This window comes from Achromobacter ruhlandii, assembly GCF_002082135.1.
GTDB lineage: Bacteria > Pseudomonadota > Gammaproteobacteria > Burkholderiales > Burkholderiaceae_B > Achromobacter > Achromobacter ruhlandii.
The window spans coordinates 984593-1006521 of the sequence record NZ_CP017433.1 but is presented as its reverse complement, the minus strand read 5'-3'; the positions used below and the strand labels follow the sequence as shown (position 1 = coordinate 1006521).

Here is a 21929-nt window from a genome sequence, read left to right as displayed (position 1 = left end):
GACCAACAATCCGGCGGATTCCTATGATTTTTCCATCCGCGGCGGCCCGCCCGGATCCCCCTTCCCCCAGGAGCCCGCATGGATCTGCAACGCTTTCCCCGCCACCGCCTGACCTTCGGCGACACCCCCATCGAAAAGCTCGAGCGCCTGTCCGCCCACCTTGGCGGGAAGGTCGAGATCTACGCCAAGCGCGAGGACTGCAACAGCGGCCTGGCGTTCGGCGGCAACAAGCTGCGCAAGCTGGAATACCTGATTCCCCAGGCGCTGGAACAGGGTTGCGACACGCTCGTCACCATCGGCGGCATCCAGTCCAACCACACCCGCATGGTGGCGGCCGTGGCCGCCAAGCTCGGCCTGGCCTGCGTGCTGGTGCAGGAAAACTGGGTGGACTACTCGGATGCGCTCTATGACCGGGTCGGCAACATCATGATGAGCCGGCTGATGGGCGCCGACGTGCGCCTGGTGGACCAGGGCTTCGACATCGGTTTCCGCCGTAGTTGGGAAGAGGCGCTGGAGGACGTGCGCAAGCGCGGCGGCAAGCCGTACGCGATTCCGGCCGGCGCCTCCGACCATGAGCTGGGCGGGCTGGGCTATGTCGGCTTCGCCGAGGAGGTGCGGCGGCAGGAGGCCGAGCTGGGCTTCAAGTTCGACTACATCGTGGTCTGCGCCGTCACCGGCAGCACGCAGGCCGGCATGGTGGTGGGCTTTGCCGCCGACGGCCGCGCCGACCGTGTCATCGGCATCGACGCCTCGGCCACGCCGGACCAGACCCGCGCGCAGATCCTGCGCATCGCGCGCCGCACCGCCGACATGGTGGGCCTGGAGCGCCCCATCACGGACGGCGACGTGGTGCTGGATACGCGCTATGCCTACCCGGCCTATGGCCTGCCATCGGCCGAGACCAACGAGGCGATCCGCCTGTGCGCGCGGCTCGAAGGGATGATGACCGACCCGGTCTACGAGGGCAAATCGATGCAGGGCATGATGGACATCGTGCGGCGCGGGGAAATCCCCGCCGGTTCCCGGGTGCTGTATGCGCATCTTGGGGGGGTGCCGGCGATCAACGCCTACAGCTTTCTCTACCGCAACGGCTGACGGCGGCTATGGCGCCAGCGGGTGGCCCTGCGGCGACCTGCGCTGAACCGCTCTTGCCGATACCCAGGAACCACCCGCCGGCGGCGCACGCCGGCGGGTGGTTCGCTTCATGGCGATCGGACTTGCCTGACGTATTAGGGTCATCACTAATGATGTACATAAATTGTATACAGACAATGCGGTTTACCTTATCGTGTCGAACACGATGTCCACGCCCGCCTTGTCATGAGCACCTACGACTCAACCCAGCCCTACCCGCGTGACCTGATCGGCTACGGCCGCAACCCGCCGCAGGCGCGATGGCCCGGCAACGCCCGCATCGCGGTGCAGTTCGTGCTCAATTACGAGGAAGGCGGCGAAAACTGCGTCTTGCATGGCGACGCGGGATCCGAACAATTCCTGTCCGAGATGTTCAACCCGGCCAGCTACCCGGAACGCCACCTGAGCATGGAAGGCATCTACGAGTACGGCTCGCGCGTGGGCGTCTGGCGCATCCTGCGTGAATTCGAAAAGCGCGGCCTGCCGCTGACGGTGTTCGCCGTCGGCATGGCGCTGCAACGCCACCCCGAGCTGGCCGCGGCGCTGGTCGAGCTGGACCACGAGATCGCCTGTCACGGCTGGCGCTGGGTGCACTACCAGAACGTGGACGAAGCCACCGAACGCGAGCACATGCGCCTGGGCATGGAGGCCATCACGCAACTGACCGGCGCCCGTCCGCTGGGCTGGTACACCGGCCGCGACAGCCCGCGCACGCGCCGCCTGGTGGCGGACTACGGCGGCTTCGAATACGACAGCGACTACTACGGCGACGACCTGCCGTTCTGGATGCGGGTGCAAAAGAGCGACGGCAGCGTGGCGCCGCAACTGATCGTGCCCTACACGCTGGACTGCAACGACATGCGCTTCGCGCTGCCGCAGGGCTATTCGCACGCCGATCCGTTCTTCCAGTACCTGAAAGACAGCTTCGACGCGCTCTACGCGGAAGGCGACGAGGCGCCCAAGATGCTCAGCATCGGCATGCATTGCCGCCTGCTGGGCCGGCCCGGCCGCATCGTCGCCCTGCAACGCTTCCTGGATCACATCGCGCGCCATGACCGCGTGTGGGTCTGCCGCCGCCTGGACATCGCCCGGCACTGGCAGGCGCGCCATCCCTATCAACCCGCTGCCTGAACCGCGCAACCATGGCCCCTACCCTCGCCCGATTCAACGACGCCGCGCCGCAAGACGCCGCCGCCATGCTGGCCGACCTGTATCCCCACGCGCCCTGGGCCGCCGAGCAGGCGGTGCGGGCGCGCCCGGTGCACAGCGTGGCGCAGTTGCAGTTGGCCCTGCAGCGCGCGGTGGACGACACTGACGCCGCCATGCAATTGGCGCTGCTGCGCGCTCAACCCGTCGCCATGCTCGACGCGGCGGCGGACGCCGCCGCGCTGGCCGCCGACTATGCCGCGCGTTTCGGCTTTCCCTTCATCCTGTCCCACTACGGCCCGCGCGGCGCCGGCCCGCAAGACGGGCAATGGCGCCAGGCGCTCGAACGCCGCCGCCACAACGCGCCCGACGACGAACGCCGGGAGGCCCTGCGCCAATTGCACCGTGACGCCGAAGTGCGGCTTTACGACCGTTTCGGCGTCGAACCGGACCTGGGCAACGACATCTGGGACTGGCAGGAAAAACTCAGCGCGCACAGCGATCCGGGCTACGCCGAGAACGGCCAGCTCACCGTCACCTACCTGACCGACGCGCACCGCGCCTGCGCCCAGCGCATCTCACACTGGATGCGCGATTGCGGCTTCGACGAAGTCGGCATTGACGCGGTCGGCAACGTGGTCGGCCGCTATCACGCCAACCGCGCCGACGCGCCCATCCTGATGAGCGGCAGCCATTACGACACGGTGCGCAACGCCGGCAAATACGACGGCCGCCTCGGCATCTTCGTGCCGATGGCCTGCGTGCGCGCGCTGCACCGCCAGGGTCGGCGCCTGCCCTACGCGATCGAAGTCATCGCTTTTTCCGAAGAGGAAGGCCAGCGCTATCCGGCCACCTTCCTCGGCTCCGGCGCGCTGATCGGCGACTTCCAGCCGCGCTGGCTCGAACAGCGGGACGCTGACGGCATCAGCATGCGCGACGCCATGGCGCACGCGGGGCTGTGCGTGGACGACATTCCCAAACTCAAGCGCGACCCGGCCCGCTACCTGGGCTTTGTCGAAGTGCATATCGAACAAGGCCCCGTGCTCAATGAAATGGGCCTGCCGCTCGGCGTGGTCACGTCGATCAACGGCTGCGTGCGCTACCGCGTGCGGATCCATGGCACGGCCTGCCATGCCGGCACCACGCCGATGGACCGGCGCCGCGACGCCGCCGTGGCCGCGGCCGAGCTGATCGTGTTCGTCGAAGGCCGCGCCGCGCGCGACGGCGACTCGGTCGGCACCGTCGGCATGCTGGAAGTGCCCAATGGCTCGATCAACGTGGTTCCCGGCGAATGCCGCTTCAGCCTCGACCTGCGCGCGCCCAGCGATCCGCAGCGCGATGCGCTGGCCAGCGACGTGCTGGCCGAATTGGAAGCGATCTGCCAGCGCCGCGGCCTGCGCTATACGCTCGAGGAAACCATGCGCGCCGCCGCCGCGCCCAGCGCGCCGGCCTGGCAGCAGCGCTGGGAACGCGCCGTGCAGGCCCTGGGCGTGCCGGTCCATTGCATGCCGAGCGGCGCCGGCCACGATGCCATGAAGCTGCACGAGATCATGCCGCAGGCCATGCTGTTCGTGCGCGGCCAGAACGCCGGCATCAGCCACAACCCGCTCGAATCCACCACCAACCACGACATGCAGCTGGCCGCGCAGGCAATGCAGCGGCTGCTTGACGATCTCGCCAACGAAGCAACGAGCTGAACCATGACCGACTACGCCCGACTCGACGCCTGGGTGGACGCCCACTTCGATGAAGAAGTGCGCTTCCTGCAGGAACTGGTGCGCGTGCCGACCGACACGCCGCCGGGCAACAACGCCCCGCACGCCGTCCGCACCGCGGAACTGCTGCAAGGTTTCGGCCTGCCGGCCGAGTCCCATCCCGTGCCCGCCGACGAAGTGCGCGCCTACGGCATGGAGTCCATCACCAACCTGATCGTGCGCCGCGAATACGGCGCCGGCGGCCGGCGCATCGCCCTCAACGCCCACGGCGACGTGGTGCCGCCAGGCGACGGCTGGGAGCACGATCCGTATGGCGCCGAGATCGTGGACGGCTGCCTCTACGGGCGCGCCGCCGCGGTCAGCAAGAGCGATTTCGCCAGCTTCACCTTCGCGCTGCGCGCGCTGGAAGCGGTGGCGCGTCCGAGCCATGGCGCGGTCGAACTGCACTTCACCTACGACGAGGAATTCGGCGGCCTGCTCGGTCCCGGCTGGCTGCTGCGCCAGGGCCTGACGAAACCCGACCTGCTGATCGCGGCCGGCTTCAGCTATGAAGTCGTGACGGCCCACAATGGCTGCCTGCAAATGGAGGTCACGGTGCACGGCAAGATGGCGCACGCCGCCATTCCCGCCACCGGCGTGGATGCGCTGCAGGGCGCGGTCGCGATCATGAACGCGCTGTACGCGCAGAACGCGCGCTATCGCGAGATCACTTCGCGGGTCGAGGGCATCAGCCATCCCTACCTGAACATCGGCCGCATCGAAGGCGGCACCAACACCAACGTGGTGCCCGGCAAGGTGGTGTTCAAGCTGGATCGCCGCATGATCCCGGAAGAGAACGCGGCCGAGGTCGAGGCCGACATCCGCCGCATCATCGAAGAAGGCGCGGCCGCCACGCCCGGCCTGCGCGTCGAGATCAAGCGCCTGCTGCTGGCCAACGCCATGCGGCCGCTGCCCGGCAACCAGCCGCTGGTCGACGCCATCCGCAAGCATGGCCAGGACCTGTTCGGCGAGCCGATCCCCGCCATGGGCACGCCGCTCTACACCGACGTGCGCCTGTACGCGGAGGCCGGCATTCCCGGCGTGATCTACGGCGCCGGCCCGCGCACCGTGCTGGAGTCGCACGCCAAGCGCAACGACGAGCGCGTGGTGCTGGAAGACCTGCGGCGGGCCACCAAGGTCATCGCCCGAACCCTGGCCGACCTGCTGCGACCGGCATGAAAAAAGGGCATGACGCGCGTCATGCCCTTTCGATCCGTGCGTGGCGCAACGCCTGGCCTATGGCTGCGCCAGCCGCGTCACGCGGCGCCAGAACAGCACCGCCACCAGCGCGAACACCGCCAGCCCCAGGAACGAGGCGGTGCGCGCGAATTCCTCGCCCGCGATCGCCAGCGGCGCATCGGTGCCGGCGGCGCCGATGATGGCGGCCATCACCACGCCCACCAGGCTCTCGCCCACGATCAGGCCCGAGGCGATCAGCACGCCGCGCCGGTTGGCGGCGTCGGCGAACGATTCATAGTCCTTGCCGGCGGCCGCGGCGCGGCGGCGCAGCGTGCGCTCCAGCAGCCAGGCCAGCAGCGCGCCGACCACGATCGGCGCCGCCACGGTCGGCGGCAGGTAGATGCCGATGCCCACCGCCAGCACCGGGATGCGGGCCACCTTGCAGGTGCGCTTGAGGATCTCGTCCACCACGATCAGGCCCACGCCCACCGCCATGCCGATCAGGATCATGGTCCAGTTCAGTTGATGCGTGAAGATGCCGCGCGCGATCGCCAGCATCAGCGTGGCCTGCGGCGCCGACAACGCCTGGGACGGGTCCATGCCTGCGCGCGGCATCGCATCGGCGAAGCCGTAGGCGTTGTACAGCAGGTCCAGCACCGGCGAGATCACCGCCGCGCCAAGGACGCAACCGATCAATAGCGCCACCTGCTGGCGCCACGGGGTCGCGCCGACCAGCCAGCCGGTCTTCAGATCCTGCAGATTGTCATTGGAGATCGAGGCCACCGCCACCACCGCCGACGTGCTGAAGATCGCCAGCGCGATGGTCATCTGCACGCCGTTCTGCACCGCCAGCAGGTCGCCGCCCAGCGCCAGCAGCAACAGCGACACCAGCACGATGGCAACGATGCCAACGCCCGAGATCGGGCTGGTCGAGGTGCCCACCAGACCCGCCATGTAACCGCAGGCCGCCGCCACCAGGAAACCGAACACGAAAGCGAACAATACAGCGTAGGCCACCAGTTTCCAGACCGCGGCGGCCGTCAGCGGCGCGTCCGCCAGGAACACCTGGAACGTGATCACCAGCACCGCCACCAGCACCAGCGTGACGACCGAAATCCAGCCCGCCGACAGGTCCCGCTCGGTGCGCGGCGCCTTGCCCGCGCGCGCCGCGCCGGCGCGGGTCAACGCCGAGAACGAGGCCTTGACGCCCCGCGCCATCGGCATGAACAGCGTCGCCAGCGTCCAGATGGCGCCCACGCCGATGACGCCTGCGCCGATGAACCGCACCTGCGACGACCACAGCCCGGTGGCGAATTTCGCCAGCGACATGTCCGCGGGAATCTGGGCCATTGACGTCAGGATCGGCACCGCGATGCCCCACGAGATCACCAGTCCCGTCAGCATGGCCAGGCCCGCCACGATGCCGATCAGGTAACCCGCGCCCAGCAGCGCCAGCGAAAAACCCATCGGCAGCCGGAACACCGCGCCGCCCAGCGAAAACCAGCCGCTGACGCCGTCGCCCAGCACACGCAGGCCGCTGGCCGCGAAGCTGACCGCCGCCGCCACCACGCCGCCGCTGACGATGTCGCCCATGCCGGTGGCCCCCGGCCTGGCCGGCGCCCGAGCGGAATCCTCGGCCGCGTCCTGGGCGCGCTCGGCGCTGCCCACCCGCAGGATCTCGGCGGCCGCCACGCCCTCCGGGTACGGCAGGTCGCTCTGCACCACCATCACGTGGCGCAGCGGAATCGTGAACATCACGCCCAGCATGCCGCCGGCCGCGCAGATGCCCAGGGTCTGCCAGAACGGAAAGCCCTGCCAGTGGCCCATCATGACCAGGGCGGGCAGGATGAAGATGATGGCCGACAGCGTGCCGGCCGCCGAGGCCTGCGTCTGCACCATGTTGTTCTCGAGGATGTTGGCGTCCTTGAACAGGCGCAACACCGACATGGAAATGACCGCCGCCGGGATCGCCGACGAGAAGGTCAGGCCGACCTTGAGCCCCAGGAACACGTTGGAGGCGGTGAAGATAATGGTGATGACCGCGCCCAGCAGCACGCCGCGGAATGTCAGTTCCGGTAGCGTGACCTCTGCCGGGACGCTGGTAGGTTGAGTCATTGAAGTCTCCCTGTACTGGCCGGGACGCGAGCCCGCCGCTGGGGCGGGACGGCCCCGGCTATCAGGGCGTTGCCGCCCTGTCTGGTTGCCGGTTTGTTTTTTGTGAAGCGCGATTCTAGCGCCTTGGCGTCCAACAGGTGGTCACCACCGGTAAGCGGCCCAAGGCGGCAGATCCTGCCGCCGCCACCCAAATCGGCAAACGATTATGCTGAAAACCTGGATTTCCTCCCGGCATTTTGATCACCCATGCCCCAGCGACAGGACTAGCATGGCGCTTACAAGGAGACAAAACCATCATGTGCGATGCCAGCCATTCCCCCGCCGGGACAGTCCCCCGGCAGGATGCCGATCCCGCCGAAACCGCCGAATGGCGCGACGGCCTGCAATCCCTGGTCGAAGCGTCGGGCGCCGAACGGGCCGGCTATGTGCTGGACAACCTGCTGGGACACGCCGCCACGCTGGGCCTGCGCGCCAACAGCCAGACGCGCACCGCCTACCTGAACACCATTCCCGCCGACCAGGAGCCGCCCTTCCCCGGCAACCTGGCGGTCGAGGAACGCATTGCCCGCATCAACCGCTGGAACGCCCTGGCCATGGTGGTGCGTGCCAACCAGGCCCATGGCGAGCTGGGTGGCCACATCGCCAGTTACGCCTCGGCCGCCGACCTGTTCGAGGTCGGCTTCAACCACTTCTTCCGCGCGGCCACGGCCGACGGTCCCGGCGATCTGGTCTACATGCAGCCGCATTCGGCGCCCGGCGTCTACGCCCGCGCCTACCTCGAAGGCTTTCTCAGCGACGACGACCTGGCCCACTTCCGCCAGGAAATCACCGCCACCGCGCGCGGCCTGCGCGGGCTGTCGTCGTATCCGCATCCCTGGCTGATGCCGGACTTCTGGCAGTTCCCCACCGGTTCGATGGGCATCGGCCCCATCAACGCGATCTACCAGGCGCGCTTCATGCGCTACCTGGAACACCGCTCGCTGGTGCCCGCGAGCGACCGCAAGGTCTGGGGCATCTTCGGCGACGGCGAGATGGACGAACCGGAGTCGATCGCCGCGCTGACCCTGGCCGCGCGCGAAAAGCTCGACAACCTGGTGTTCGTGGTCAACTGCAACCTGCAGCGCCTGGACGGCCCGGTGCGCGGCAACGGTCGCATCATCGACGAACTCGAAACCCTGTACGCGGGCGCCGGCTGGAACGTCATCAAGCTGGTCTGGGGCAGCGACTGGGATGCCCTGCTGCGTCGTGACACCAACGGCGCCCTGGCGCGCGCCTTCGCCAACACGGTGGACGGCCAGTTCCAGACCTTCGCCGCCAACGACGGCGCCTTCAACCGCGCGCACTTTTTCAACCAGAATCCCGAACTGGCGGCGCTGGTGGCAGACTGGACCGACGAGGCCATCGACCGCCTGCACCGCGGCGGCCACGACATGGTCAAGATCCATGCCGCGTACCACCGCGCCGCGCACCATCGCGGCCAGCCCACCGTGATCCTGGCGCAGACCAAGAAGGGCTTTGGCATGGGCACGGCCGGCCAGGGCAAGATGACCACCCACCAGCAGAAGAAGCTGGACGACGAGGCGCTGCTGGCGTTCCGCGACCGCTTCGCCCTGCCGATCTCCGATGCCGATTGCCTGGCGCTCAAGTTCTATCGCCCGGCCGAAGACAGCGCCGAACTGCGCCACCTGCAGGCGCGCCGCGCCGCCCTGGGCGGCCACATCCCGCGCCGCCAGACCCAGGCGCCGCGCCTGGCGCCGCCGGCGGTGGACCAATGGGCGCGCTTCGCGCTCAGCGCCGACGGCAAGGAGATGTCGTCCACCATGGCCATCGTGCGCATGCTGACGGCGCTGCTGAAAGACCCGCAGGTCGGTCCGCGCATCGTACCCATCGTGGCCGACGAAGCGCGCACCTTCGGCATGGCCAACCTGTTCCGCCAGATCGGCATCTACTCGGCGCAAGGCCAGCTGTACGAACCCGAGGACATCGGCTCGGTGCTGTACTACCGCGAAGCGCGCGACGGCCAGATCCTGGAAGAAGGCATCACCGAGGCCGGCGCGATATCGTCGTGGACGGCGGCCGGCACCAGCTATTCGGTCAACGGCCTGCCGATGCTGCCCTTCTATATCTACTACTCGATGTTCGGATTCCAGCGCATCGGCGACCTGATCTGGGCCGCGGCCGACCAGCGCACCCGCGGCTTCCTCATCGGCGCCACGTCCGGCCGCACCACGCTGGGCGGCGAAGGCCTGCAGCACCAGGACGGCTCCAGCCACATCATGGCCGCGGCCGTGCCCAACTGCCGCGCCTACGATCCCGCCTACGCCTACGAAGTCGCGGTGATCGTCGAGTACGGCATGCGCCGCATGCTGGACGAGCAACGCGACGAGTTCTTCTACCTGACCGTCACCAACGAGAACCTGGCACAGCCCGATCTGCCACGGGACGAGGCGGCTACCCAGGGCATCCTGCGCGGCATGTACCGCCTGCGCCCGGCGCGCCAGCAGGCGGCGGTGCGCCTGTTGGGCGCCGGCCCCATGCTGCGCGAAGCGGAAATCGCCGCCGAGCGCCTGCACGCGGAATACGGCGTGGATGCCGAGGTCTGGAGCGTGACCAGTTTCTCCGAACTGGCGCGCGACGGTCGCGAGGCCGAACGCGCGCGCGCCCTCGGCCTGGCCACCGCGCCCGACGCGGACTGGGTGCGTGCCAGCCTGGGCGGCAGCGATGCGCCAGTGGTGGCCGCCACCGACTACGTGCGCGCCGTGCCCGAACAGATCCGTGCCTGGGTGCCCGCGCCCTACCGCACGCTGGGCACCGACGGCTTCGGCCGCAGCGACACCCGCGCCCGCCTGCGCGACTTCTTCGAGGTCAGCGCCGACTGGATCGTGCTGCACGCCCTGGACAGCCTGGGCCGGCAGGACCAGGCCAGCGCACTACGCCGCAAACTCGGCGCAGCCGATCGCGCCACGCCTCCCTGGGCGCAATAACGCCATGAAAGCAAAGGAGAAAAGCCCCAGCCCGGGGCTTTTCTCCTTTTTCATCGGCGCCATCACAAGGCGCGCCGGTTTGATCAAAATCGGACGATCGCTGCGCTGCAACAACCAATCCGCGCCGCTTTCTGTTGAAATACGGGTGTTCCCTAAGCATTTCCCAAAGAATACGGCGGGCCGCGAGCCCGCTTTTTGCTTTCCGTTTTACCTTCTCGCTTTTATCTCCAGTTAGCGCCGAAAAGGCTGTATCCCATGGACGAAACCCTCACCAAACTGGCGTTGGATTACCACGCCTATCCCACCCCCGGAAAGATCTCGGTCACCCCGACCAAGACCCTCGCCAACCAGGACGACCTGTCGCTGGCGTACTCGCCCGGCGTGGCCGCCGCGTGCATGGCCATCTTCGACCAGGGCGACGACGCCGCGTCCAAGTACACCTCGCGCGGCAACCTGGTGGGCGTGATCACCAACGGCACCGCCGTGCTGGGCCTGGGCAACATCGGGCCGCTGGCCGCCAAGCCGGTCATGGAAGGCAAGGGCTGCCTGTTCAAGAAGTTCGCCGGCATCGACGTGTTCGACATCGAACTGGCCGAGAACGACCCCGACAAGCTGGTCGACATCATCGCCGCGCTCGAGCCCACGCTCGGCGGCGTCAACCTTGAAGACATCAAGGCGCCCGAGTGCTTCTACATCGAGAAGAAGCTGCGCGAGCGCATGAAGATCCCCGTCTTCCACGACGACCAGCACGGCACCGCCATCATCTCCTCGGCCGCCATCCTGAACGGCCTGAAGGTCGTGGGCAAGGACATCGGCACGGTCAAGCTGGCCTGCTCGGGCGCTGGCGCCGCCGCCATCGCCTGCCTGGACCTGCTGGTGCACCTGGGCGTCAAGCGCGAGAACATCTACGTGGTGGACTCGCGCGGCGTGATCTGGGACGGCCGCGATGAAAACATGGAAGCCAACAAGAAGCGCTACGCGCAGAAGACCGACGCGCGCACGCTGGCCGACGTGGTCAACGGCGCCGACGTGTTCCTGGGCTGCTCGACCGCCGGCGTGCTGACCGCCGACATGGTCAAGACCATGGCCGATCGTCCGCTGATCCTGGCGCTGGCCAACCCGGAACCGGAAATCCGCCCGGAAGTCGCCAAGGCCGCCCGCCCCGACTGCATCATCGCCACCGGCCGTTCGGACTACCCGAACCAGGTCAACAACGTACTGTGCTTCCCCTTCATCTTCCGCGGCGCCATGGATGCCGGCGCCTCGCGCATCACCGAGGAAATGAAGCTGGCGTGCGTCAAGGCCATCGCCGAGCTGGCCCAGGCCGAGCAGAACGATGAAGTGGCCCGCGCCTACGCCGGCCAGGAACTGTCGTTCGGTCCCGACTACATCATCCCGAAGCCGTTCGACCCGCGCCTGATCGTCCAGATCGCCCCGGCCGTGGCCCAGGCCGCCGCCGACTCCGGCGTGGCCGCCCGTCCTATCGAGGACATCGAGGCCTACCGCCAGAAGCTGATGGGTTTCGTCTACCACTCGGGCCAGTTGATGCGCCCGCTGTTCGCCCAGGCCAAGAAGGCGCCCAAGCGCGTCATCTACGCCGACGGCGAAGACGAGCGCGTGCTGCGCGCGGTGCAGACCGTGGCCGATGAAAAGCTGGCGTTCCCAATCCTGATCGGCCGCCCGTCCGTGATCGAGATGCGCATCAAGAAGTTCGGCCTGCGCCTGGTCGCCGGCCAGCATTTCGAGATCGTCGATCCCGAAGACGACAGCCGCTTCAACGAAACCTGGAACGCGTACTACCAGCTCAAGGGCCGCGAAGGCGTGACCCCGGCCATCGCCAAGGCGATGATCCGCAAGCACAACACGCTCATCGGCGCGATGCTGCTGCGCCGTGGCGATGCCGACGCGCTGCTGTGCGGCGTGGCCAGCAAGTACGACAACCAGCTCAAGTACATCGACGAAATCATCGGCAGGAAGGAAGGCCAGACCTACGCCGCCCTGAACGTGCTGATGCTGCCCGACCAGACGCTGTTCGTCACCGACACCCACGTCAACGAAAACCCGTCGGCCGAGGAAGTCGCCAACATCACCATCCAGGCCGCCGACGAGATGCTGCGTTTCGGCGTGGTGCCCAAGATCGCCCTGCTGTCGCACTCGAACTTCGGCAGCCGCGTCACGGAATCGTCGCGCAAGATGGCCGCCGCGCGCCAGCTGGTGCAGGACCGCGCGCCCGACCTGGAAGTGGACGGCGAAATGCACGCCGACGCCGCCCTGTCGGAAAAGATCCGCGTGCTGGCCTACCCGGACAGCACCCTGAAGGGTCGCGCCAACCTGCTGGTCATGCCGACGCTGGACACCGGCAACATCACGTACAACATGCTGAAGATGACGGGCAGCAATGGCGTCGCGATGGGCCCGATCCTGCTGGGCGCCGCGCGTCCGGTGCACATCCTGACGACCAGCGCCACCGTGCGCCGCATCGTCAACATGACCGCCCTGGCCGTGGTCGATGCGCAGCAGGAAGCCGCCGAGGCCGCCAAGAAGCGCCGTTGATCGCACTGCGCTGATCGGCACGCAAGGGACGCCCCACGGGGCGTCCTTTTTTTTGGGCCGCTTGATGCCGCGATAGTGCGCCGCGACGGGCGAATGGTAAAAACGGGGCAGCGACTCCCCTCGACCCTTCCCTACCGGAGCCCGACCCTATGTTGCTCGACGCCTTCCTGGCCTGGTTTCACTTCCTGGCCATCTTCGTCCTGGTGGTGGTGCTGACCGCCGAAGCGGTGCTGCTGCGCCCCGACCTGACACCGGCCACGCTCAAGCGCCTGGTGGTCTATGACCGCCTGTATCTGCTGAGCGCGATACTGGTGCTGGCCACCGGCGTGCTGCGCCTGACACTGGGGGTCAAGGGGGCCGCGTTCTACATGGGCAACCCATGGTTCCACGCCAAGATCACGCTGTTCGTCATCATCGGCCTCTGTTCGATCCCGCCCACGCTGGCCTTCCTGCGCTGGGCCAAACAGGCGCGCCAGCAGCCCGCCTTCGTGCCGGACGCCGCCCAGATCAAGCGCGCGCGCCGCTGGGTAATGATCGAATCGCACCTGTTCATCTTGCTGCCTCTGTTCGCCGTGCTGATGGCGCGCGGCATCGGCGCGTAGGGCGCGCCGCGATCCGCGCGGCCCGCCCGTCTTAGGGACAGCGCGCGCGGGTCGGCTGTGGCGTGTCGTCGCCGACGGTGATAGTGGCGAAGTGGAACACGCCGACGGCGTCGTTCCGGACCACGTCGATCACTTCGCCGGACAGCGTCTGCCTCACCGACATGCCCTCGGGCACATCGGGCTGGCCATCGCGCCGGGCGACGTCGCCGTTCCAGGGACTCAGCACCAGCACTCCCGGAAACGGCTCGCGGGCATCGCCACGACCGCGCCGCATCGACTGCACCTGGGTGCCGGCGGCATAACGGACGCCGCCGAACGTCGTCGGGCAGGCCAGCTCGGCATCGCTGACGCGCAACAGGCGCCGCTCGCCATCCAGGTAAAGCCGGGGCTCGCTCAATGGCAGCCCGAACACCTTGACCGCCACCGGGTCCTTGACCTCGATACGCCATTGATCCGGATCGCGCGAGCCATCCGTGTAGACGGTGCCGCTCGATCCATACACGATCGAACCAGGCGCAAGATCCAGCGTGTCGACCCGGTTGCCCGGCCCCAGCACGCATTTGTTCAGCGCCATCATCGCGCCATCCTTCGCCACGTCGAATTCAATGTCCTGGGTGGCGTCGCATTGCCAGCCCAGCACCGTCTGGCTGCCAGCGCCGCGCAGCAGGACGCTGCGCGGATGGCGCCCGCGCAGGGCGTAGGTGTCGCTGTCGTACTCGGCGTCCAGATAGCGTTGCGCGCGCGACGCCTGCACGCCGTACATGGTCACCGGCTGCGGAAACTCCGCTTCGACATAAGTTTCCAGTTCGCCCTCGTCCTGCAGCTTGAGGCGCGTGCCGGCGGGCATGGCAGTGCCGCCTACCGTCGTCGGCGCCTGCAGGGTGACGTTGCGGGCGGCCTCGCGGCGCGCGCCTTCGCGCTCGATCTGCCAGATGACCGTCTGGACCCAGGCATAGAAGGCAAAGGGGACCAGCAGCACCACGAACAGCAGTCCGGAGGTCTTCCAGTATTTGCGGACCGTGCGGCGCGCGCCGCCGCTGGCGACCAGCACCAGCGCCCAACCAAGCAGCACCAGGCCGGCAAGAAAACCCAGGGAAACGAGAATGTAGAAGCCCGCTGAGGGCAGCGCTATCGGAATCATGGCAAGGATGATAAACGCCAAACCGCGACGGCGGGGCGGCCATCGGCGGAACCGGCCGTGGAGCCGGCGGCCAACAAAAAACCGCCCGAAGGCGGTTTCCTGGTCAAGCGTGGCAGCGTATCAACGCTTGTCCATCGGGGGCACGTCGCGCGTGACCGAACCGGTGAACAGCTGGCGCGGACGGCCGATCTTGTAATCGGGATCCGACAGCATTTCGTTCCACTGGGCGATCCAGCCCACCGTGCGGGCCAGCGCGAAGATGGCCGTGAACAGCGAGGTCGGGATGCCGATGGCGCGCTGGACGATACCCGAGTAGAAGTCCACGTTCGGGTACAGCTTGCGCTGCACGAAGTACGGATCTTCCAGGGCGATGCGTTCCAGTTCCATGGCCAGCTTGAACAGCGGGTCGTTTTCCAGGCCCAGGGCCGAGAGCACTTCCTTGCACGTTTCCTGCATCAGCTTGGCGCGCGGGTCGTAGTTCTTGTAGACGCGGTGGCCAAAGCCCATCAGGCGCACGCCCGAGTTCTTGTCCTTGACCTTCTCCATGAACTCGCCGACCTTGGCGATGCCGCCGTTGGCTTGCAGCTCTTCGAGCATCTGCAGGCAAGCTTCGTTGGCGCCGCCGTGAGCCGGGCCCCAAAGGCAAGCCACGCCGGCCGAGATGGCGGCGAACGGGTTGGTGCCCGACGAACCGCACAGGCGGACCGTGGAGGTCGAGGCGTTCTGCTCGTGGTCGGCGTGCAGGATGAAGATGCGGTCGAGCGCGCGCTCGACGACTTCGTTGACCTTGTACTCTTCGCACGGCGTGGCGAACATCATGCGCAGGAAGTTGCCCGTGTAGGACAGGTCGTTCTGCGGGTAGATGAACGGTTGGCCTTGCGAGTACTTGTACGCCATCGCGACCAGCGTCGGCATCTTGGCGATCAGGCGGATGGCCGAGATGTGACGATGCTGCGGGTTCGTGATGTCGGTCGAGTCGTGGTAGAACGCCGACAGCGCGCCCACCAGGCCCGTCAGGACGGCCATCGGGTGGGCGTCGCGACGGAAGCCGCGCAGGAAGAAGTGCAGCTGTTCGTTGACCATCGTGTGATGGGTCACTTGCGAATCGAAATCGGCCTTCTGTTCCTGGTTCGGCAGTTCGCCGTTCAGGATCAGGTAGCAGATGTCCATGAAGTCGCAATTGACGGCCAGCTGTTCGATCGGGTAGCCGCGGTACAGCAGCTCGCCCTTGTCGCCGTCGATGTACGTGATGCCCGATTCGCAAGCCGCGGTCGACATGAAACCGGGGTCGAACGTGAACATGCCCGTCTGGCCGTACAGCTTGCGGATGTCGATCACATCCGGACCGACCGTGCCCTTGTAGACAGGGAACTCAATGGGTGCGCTGCCGTCCGAGAAGGACAGAGTGGCTTTTTTGTCAGACAGGTTCATGTTTTTCCTCTCAATTAATCAGAGCGACCGCATCTGGCCGATGATGCCGCGGAGTCGGGGCGTGTCCAGTGCGCCCTCGAGTTCCTTGCGGGCCAGCAGCAGGTCGAGAAGATCGTTGTCTCCCAACTCGAAGAGCTGCGTCAATGCCGTCACGTCATCGTCGGTAAGCTCGGCCTCGTAGGCGTCGAGATACCGGGTGATGATCAAGTCGTTTTCGAGCAGGCCCCGGCGCGCCCGCCAACGCAGCCGCGCCCGTTCCAGTTCAGTAAGCCTGCTCATCATTACACCTTAAATACACCAAACTACTAGACCGTGCGACGGACCATCAGTTCCTTGATCTTGCCAATGGCCTTGGTCGGGTTCAGCCCCTTGGGACAGACGTCGACGCAATTCATGATGGTGTGGCAACGGAACAGGCGGTACGGATCTTCCAGGTTGTCCAGACGGCTGCCGGTGGCTTCGTCGCGGCTGTCGGCGATGAAGCGGTAGGCTTGCAGCAGGCCGGCCGGGCCGACGAACTTGTCCGGATTCCACCAGAACGACGGGCAGGAAGTGGAACAGCACGCGCACAGGATGCACTCGTACAGGCCGTCCAGCTCTTCGCGCGCCTCGGGCGACTGCAGGCGCTCTTTCTCGGGCGGCGGCGTGTCGTTGATGAGGTACGGGCGGATCGAGTGGTACTGGTTGAAGAAGTGCGTCATGTCCACGATCAGGTCGCGGATCACGGGCAGGCCCGGCAGCGGGCGCAGCACGATCGGTTCCTTCAGCTCGCGCAGGTTGGTCGTGCAGGCCAGGCCGTTCTTGCCGTTGATGTTCATGGCGTCCGAACCGCACACGCCTTCACGGCACGAGCGGCGCAGGGCCAGGCTGTCGTCGACGTCGTTCTTGATGCGCACCAGCGCATCGAGCAGCATCTTGTCGGTCGGCTGGAGTTCGACTTCCAGCTTCTGCATGTAGGGGCGCTCGTCCTTGTCCGGATCGTAGCGGTAGATTTCGAACTTGACGATTCTCTTGGTGCTCATAGTAGGCTCTATCCGGACTTAGAAGGTACGCGCCTTGGGCGGGAAGGACTCGACCGTCAGCGGCTTCATCTGCACAGGCTTGTAATCCAGGCGGCTGCCTTCGGAGTACCACAGCGTGTGCTTGAGCCAGTTCTCGTCGTCGCGAGTCGGGTGATCGTCCAGCGCGTGGGCGCCGCGGCTCTCGGTGCGGTTGGCGGCCGACTTGATAGTGGCGCGGGCCACTTCGGTCATGTTGGCCAGTTCCAGCGCCTCGACGCGCGCGGTGTTGAACACCTTGGACTTGTCCTTGAAGTAGATGTTGTCGGCTTGCTTGGCCAGGTCTTCGATCTGGGTCACGCCTTCGTTCAGCAGTTCCAGCGTGCGGAACACGCCGCAGTGGCGCTGCATCGAGAAGCGGATGGCATTGCCGATATCCTGGGTCTTCTCGCCCGAGGTGCGCGATTCCAGCTTGTTGACGCGGTCCATCGAGAATTCGACGGCCTGCTGCGGCACGGGCTGGTGCGCGTGCTGGCGTTCCGGATGCGAATTGACGATGTGGTTGCCGGTGGCGCGGCCGAACACGATCAGGTCCAGCAGCGAGTTGGTGCCCAGGCGGTTGGCGCCGTGCACCGACACCGCGGCGCATTCGCCGATGGCGTACAGGCCGTTGACGATCTTGTTCTCGCCGTTTTCGCGCGTCAGCACCTGGCCGTGGTAGTTGGCCGGGATGCCGCCCATCTGGTAGTGGATGGTCGGGACGACGGGGATCGGTTCCTTGATCGGGTCGACGTTGCCGAACTTGATGGCGATTTCGCGGATCGAGGGCAGGCGCTTGTTGATGACGTCGGCGCCGAGGTGGTCGAGCTTGAGCACCACGTAGCTGCCGTCCGGACCGCAGCCGCGGCCTTCCTTGATTTCCTGGTCCATCGAGCGCGACACGAAGTCACGCGGGGCCAGGTCCTTCAGCGTGGGCGCATAGCGCTCCATGAAGCGCTCGCCATCCTTGTTCAGCAGGATGCCGCCTTCGCCGCGCACGCCTTCGGTGATCAGCACGCCGGCGCCGGCCACGCCGGTCGGGTGGAATTGCCAGAATTCCATGTCCTGCAGCGGGATGCCCGCGCGGGCGGCCATGCCCAGGCCGTCGCCGGTGTTGATGAAGGCGTTGGTGGAGGCGGCCCAGATACGGCCGGCGCCGCCGGTGGCCAGCACCGTGGTCTTGGCTTCCAGGATGTAGATCTCGCCGGTTTCCATTTCGAGGGCGGTCACGCCCACGACGTCGCCGGCTTCGTTGCGCAGCAGGTCCAGCGCCATCCATTCGACGAAGAACTGGGTGCGGGCGGCGACGTTGCGCTGGTACAGGGTGTGCAGCAGCGCGTGGCCGGTACGGTCGGCAGCGGCACAGGCGCGCTGGACCGGCTTTTCACCGAAGTTGGCGGTGTGGCCGCCGAACGGACGCTGGTAGATGGTGCCGTCGGGATTGCGGTCGAACGGCATGCCGAAGTGTTCGAGCTCATACACGGCGTTGGGGGCTTCGCGGCACATGAACTCGATGGCGTCCTGGTCGCCCAGCCAGTCCGAGCCCTTGACGGTGTCGTACATGTGCCAGTACCAGTTGTCTTCGCTCATGTTGCCCAGCGAGGCGCTCACGCCGCCCTGCGCGGCAACGGTGTGCGAGCGCGTGGGGAACACTTTGGACAGCACCGCAACGGACAGGCCCGCTTGGGACAGTTGCAGCGAACAACGCATGCCGGCTCCGCCGGCGCCAACGACCACCACATCAAACTGGCGGCGCGGCAAGGATTTCATGACAGAGACCACGGCTTAGATGCTCCAGAGGATTTGCGCGAAGTAAACGACCGAACCGATCAGCCAGAGGATCGTCAGCACTTGCAGCAGCAGGCGCACGCCCACCGACTTGACGTAGTCCATCCAGATGTCGCGCACGCCAATCCAGGCATGCCAGGCCAACGCAATGAATGCAAGGGTCGCCAGGATCTGGCCGACCGGAAGAACGCCCACGTAGAACGTGAACAGCGCGTGCCACGATTCATACGTGAAGGCAGGCATCAACAGGATGCCGATGAGCAGCACCAGCGTATACACGGCCATGATGACGGCGGTGATGCGCTGGATGATGAAATCCATGACGCCATAGTGGGCGCCGACGACCAGGCGCTTGGGTCCGTAGTTTTTAGCGGCGGCCATTTACAGCACTCCGAACAGTTTGAGGGCGAACACCAGGGTCAGCGCCAGGCTGACACCGAAAACCACGCCGGCGCTTTTCTTGGCCGACAGCTTGTCGATGCCCAGGTGCAGGTCCAGCAGCAGGTAGCGGATGCCCGCACAGAAGTGATGCAGGTAGCCCCAGATCAGGACCAGGAGGACGAGCTTGACGATCGGATTGCCGGCATACGCGGCGACGGCCGCGAAGGTCTGCGGCGAGGCCACGCTGGCCGCGAACAGCGGCAGAATGACCAAGGGCAGACAGAGGAACAGCAATATGCCGCTGATGCGGTGCAGGATGGACAGCTTGCCGGCCAGGGGCAGGCGATAGGAGAACGCAACTTGGGCAAGCCCAATATTGCGAAACTGCGGACGTGGCTTGGCAGCGGTGTCGGACATGACGGCCTCGGTGTTTCGGAACTAGGGAATCGTGACGGCGGCAACGCCGTGGCCCTTGCGGGCAAACACGGTATTTTCGCCCAGAGATCGGGTTGGTATCAAATCGTAGGTAAAAAGCTCATCAATTCAGACTATTGCGGTAGTGATATCGATCGGTCAAGTACAAGCCCCGCCGGATTTCCATGGGGCGGTCACCATACGTGTACGACACGCGATCCACCTGCAACAACGGCGTGCCGGCGGCAACATTAAGCAGCGTACAGGCTTCGGACGGCGCCGCCACGGCGCGCAGCTTTTCGTCCGCGCGCACCATGCTGACGCCGAACTCGGATTCGAACAGACCGTAGAGCGGCGCCTTGTTGGCGCTCAACAGCTCGAAGGTGAGGCCGCGGAAGATGGATCCGGGCAGCCAGATGTCGTCCAGCACGGTGGGCGTCTGCCCCATGGACAGCAGGCGGCGGATCATGACGACGGTTTCGCCGGCCCGCAGGTCGAGCGCGCGCGCGATCTCGGCGGGCGCCCGCAGGCGCCGGCATTCGAGGATGCGGCTTTCGGCGCGGCCGGCCTCGCCCTCTTCATCGGGGGCCAGGCGCAGGAAGCGGTAGCGCACGCGGGCTTCATGGTGGGTGGCGACGAAGGTGCCCTTGCCCTGGCGGCGCAGCAGCAGGTGTTCGGCGGCCAGTTCATCGACCGCCTTGCGCACCGTTCCCTGGCTGACCTGGAAGCGGGCAGCCAGATCGATTTCGCTGGGGATGAGTTCGCCGGGCTTCCATTCGCCGCGATCCAGGCTCTGGACCAGCAGGTCCTTGATCTGGCGGTACAACGGGCTGAAAGCGGCCCCCTCGCCCGTCGGACGGGCGGCGCGAGTGCGTAGGGGAGTTTCGGGCCGGGGGTCTGCCATGGATCGTCTTGGAAGTGTCATGTTCATCCGGAGAATGGAAGGCAGCGCAAACGATGCGGTTTCCATTCGCATGCGCTGCTGCGGTGCCGGTGTTCTGGCCTGATACAGGCGCGCAGCCGGCGGTGCTGCGGCGCATTCGAACAAACGCTCTATTGTGGCATATCGGGGGTGGCGCTGTCCAACGTCTTATGTCTTATATAAGATATAAGATCAATTGACGCACCCGTAAATTAGTTCTAGGATTCCTGGCTGTCCGGCGACACATCCGCCCCCTCGCGCGCGGGCCGTCTTCGCCGTTCAACGGATTACACTGATTGGTGAGATTATTTTCTCGCCACACCATTACGGAGAACGTCCATGTCTAAGCCTGCCTTGCGTGTCGCCGTCACCGGCGCCGCCGGCCAAATCGGTTACGCACTGCTGTTCCGCATCGCCTCCGGCGAAATGCTGGGCAAAGATCAGCCCGTCATTCTGCAACTGCTTGAAATCCCCGACGAAAAAGCGCAAAAGGCCCTGAAGGGCGTCATCATGGAACTGGATGACTGCGCCTTCCCGCTGCTGCAGGAAGTCACCGCCCACAGCGATCCGCGCACGGCATTCAAGGACGCGGACGTGGCCCTGCTGGTCGGCGCCCGCCCGCGCGGCCCCGGCATGGAACGCAAGGATCTGCTGTCGGTCAACGCCCAGATCTTCACGGCCCAGGGCAAGGCCCTGAACGACGTCGCCAGCCGCAACGTCAAGGTGCTGGTGGTCGGCAACCCGGCCAACACCAACGCCTACATCGCCATGAAGTCGGCGCCGGACCTGCCCGCCAAGAACTTCACCGCCATGCTGCGCCTGGACCACAACCGCGCCCTGTCGCAACTGGCCGCCAAGTCGGGCAAGGCCGTGGCCGACATCGAGAAGCTGGTCGTCTGGGGCAACCACTCGCCCACCATGTACCCCGACTACCGCTTCGCCACCGTCGGCGGCGAATCGCTGGCCAAGCTGATCAACGACGACGCCTGGAACCGCGACACCTTCATCCCCACCGTGGGCAAGCGTGGCGCCGCCATCATCGAGGCCCGTGGCCTGTCGTCGGCCGCCTCGGCCGCCAACGCCGCCATCGACCACGTGCGTGACTGGGTCCTGGGCAGCAACGGCAAGTGGGTCACCATGGGCATCCCGTCCGATGGCTCCTACGGCATCCCCGAAGGCATCATCTACGGCGTGCCGGTCACCACCGAAAACGGCGAATACAAGCGCGTCGAAGGCCTGGAAATCGATGCCTTCTCGCGTGAACGCCTGGACTTCACGCTGAAAGAGCTCCTGGAAGAGCGCGACGGCGTCAAGGACCTGCTGAAGTAAGCAGCCGGCAAGCAGAATT

Annotated in this window: 18 protein-coding genes; 9 read left to right on the top strand and 9 right to left on the bottom strand. The window is 66.3% G+C overall.

The features are described from left to right. Positions 1-78 precede the first annotated feature (78 nt). The 4 genes from AruCF_RS04580 (at position 79) to AruCF_RS04565 (ending at position 5213) form a co-directional block, all read left to right on the top strand. Positions 79-1095, top strand: a complete 1017-nt coding sequence (locus AruCF_RS04580) for a 1-aminocyclopropane-1-carboxylate deaminase (protein ID WP_049072266.1) — start codon at positions 79-81, stop codon at positions 1093-1095. Positions 1096-1320: 225 nt separating this feature from the next. Then, positions 1321-2265 (top strand): allantoinase PuuE, encoded by a 945-nt coding sequence (gene puuE, locus AruCF_RS04575; RefSeq protein WP_049072265.1) that lies wholly within the window; start codon positions 1321-1323, stop codon positions 2263-2265. An 11-nt stretch (positions 2266-2276) separates the two neighbouring features. Continuing rightward, entirely contained in the window at positions 2277-3977 is a 1701-nt protein-coding gene (locus tag AruCF_RS04570; RefSeq protein ID WP_049072263.1) for a hydantoinase/carbamoylase family amidase, read from the top strand. Positions 3978-3980: 3 nt separating this feature from the next. Further along, entirely contained in the window at positions 3981-5213 is a 1233-nt protein-coding gene (locus tag AruCF_RS04565; protein WP_049072261.1) for a M20 family metallopeptidase, read from the top strand. Between the two features lie 57 nt (positions 5214-5270). Here AruCF_RS04565 and AruCF_RS04560 read toward each other — a convergent pair whose 3' ends face one another. After that, on the bottom strand, positions 5271-7328 hold the full coding sequence (locus AruCF_RS04560) for an OPT family oligopeptide transporter (protein WP_049072260.1): 2058 nt from the start codon (positions 7326-7328) through the stop codon (positions 5271-5273). A 296-nt stretch (positions 7329-7624) separates the two neighbouring features. Between AruCF_RS04560 and mdeB the strand changes: the two genes are divergently transcribed. The 4 genes from mdeB (at position 7625) to AruCF_RS04545 (ending at position 13467) form a co-directional block, all read left to right on the top strand. Then, entirely contained in the window at positions 7625-10312 is a 2688-nt protein-coding gene (gene mdeB, locus AruCF_RS04555; protein WP_049072259.1) for an alpha-ketoglutarate dehydrogenase, read from the top strand. A gap of 4 nt (positions 10313-10316) precedes the next feature. Further along, positions 10317-10547: a hypothetical protein gene (locus AruCF_RS29025; protein ID WP_144419087.1), complete on the top strand. Its 231-nt coding sequence runs from the start codon at positions 10317-10319 to the stop codon at positions 10545-10547. A 20-nt stretch (positions 10548-10567) separates the two neighbouring features. Then, positions 10568-12865 (top strand): NADP-dependent malic enzyme, encoded by a 2298-nt coding sequence (locus AruCF_RS04550; protein ID WP_049072257.1) that lies wholly within the window; start codon positions 10568-10570, stop codon positions 12863-12865. Positions 12866-13014: 149 nt separating this feature from the next. Further along, positions 13015-13467, top strand: coding sequence for a DUF2214 family protein (locus AruCF_RS04545; protein ID WP_049072255.1), 453 nt, complete (start codon positions 13015-13017; stop codon positions 13465-13467). A 31-nt stretch (positions 13468-13498) separates the two neighbouring features. Here AruCF_RS04545 and AruCF_RS04540 read toward each other — a convergent pair whose 3' ends face one another. The 8 genes from AruCF_RS04540 to AruCF_RS04505 form a co-directional block, all read right to left on the bottom strand. Continuing rightward, positions 13499-14608: a hypothetical protein gene (locus AruCF_RS04540; protein ID WP_049072254.1), complete on the bottom strand. Its 1110-nt coding sequence runs from the start codon at positions 14606-14608 to the stop codon at positions 13499-13501. 120 nt (positions 14609-14728) lie between these two features. Continuing rightward, positions 14729-16039, bottom strand: coding sequence for a citrate synthase (locus AruCF_RS04535; RefSeq protein ID WP_047992235.1), 1311 nt, complete (start codon positions 16037-16039; stop codon positions 14729-14731). Between the two features lie 18 nt (positions 16040-16057). Continuing rightward, on the bottom strand, positions 16058-16318 hold the full coding sequence (locus AruCF_RS04530; RefSeq protein ID WP_049077540.1) for a succinate dehydrogenase assembly factor 2: 261 nt from the start codon (positions 16316-16318) through the stop codon (positions 16058-16060). 26 nt (positions 16319-16344) lie between these two features. Continuing rightward, on the bottom strand, positions 16345-17061 hold the full coding sequence (locus tag AruCF_RS04525; RefSeq protein ID WP_024068140.1) for a succinate dehydrogenase iron-sulfur subunit: 717 nt from the start codon (positions 17059-17061) through the stop codon (positions 16345-16347). A gap of 18 nt (positions 17062-17079) precedes the next feature. Next, on the bottom strand, positions 17080-18846 hold the full coding sequence (sdhA, locus tag AruCF_RS04520; protein WP_211485699.1) for a succinate dehydrogenase flavoprotein subunit: 1767 nt from the start codon (positions 18844-18846) through the stop codon (positions 17080-17082). 15 nt (positions 18847-18861) lie between these two features. Beyond that, the gene (gene sdhD / locus AruCF_RS04515) at positions 18862-19245 is read right to left on the bottom strand and encodes a succinate dehydrogenase, hydrophobic membrane anchor protein (protein ID WP_049072252.1); all 384 of its coding nucleotides are present in this window, start codon (positions 19243-19245) and stop codon (positions 18862-18864) included. Next, positions 19246-19662: a succinate dehydrogenase, cytochrome b556 subunit gene (sdhC, locus tag AruCF_RS04510; RefSeq protein WP_006389362.1), complete on the bottom strand. Its 417-nt coding sequence runs from the start codon at positions 19660-19662 to the stop codon at positions 19246-19248. Between the two features lie 121 nt (positions 19663-19783). After that, positions 19784-20563, bottom strand: coding sequence for a GntR family transcriptional regulator (locus tag AruCF_RS04505; RefSeq protein ID WP_049072250.1), 780 nt, complete (start codon positions 20561-20563; stop codon positions 19784-19786). 357 nt (positions 20564-20920) lie between these two features. Between AruCF_RS04505 and AruCF_RS04500 the strand changes: the two genes are divergently transcribed. Next, entirely contained in the window at positions 20921-21910 is a 990-nt protein-coding gene (locus AruCF_RS04500; RefSeq protein WP_049072248.1) for a malate dehydrogenase, read from the top strand. The last annotated feature ends 19 nt before the right edge of the window (positions 21911-21929 follow it).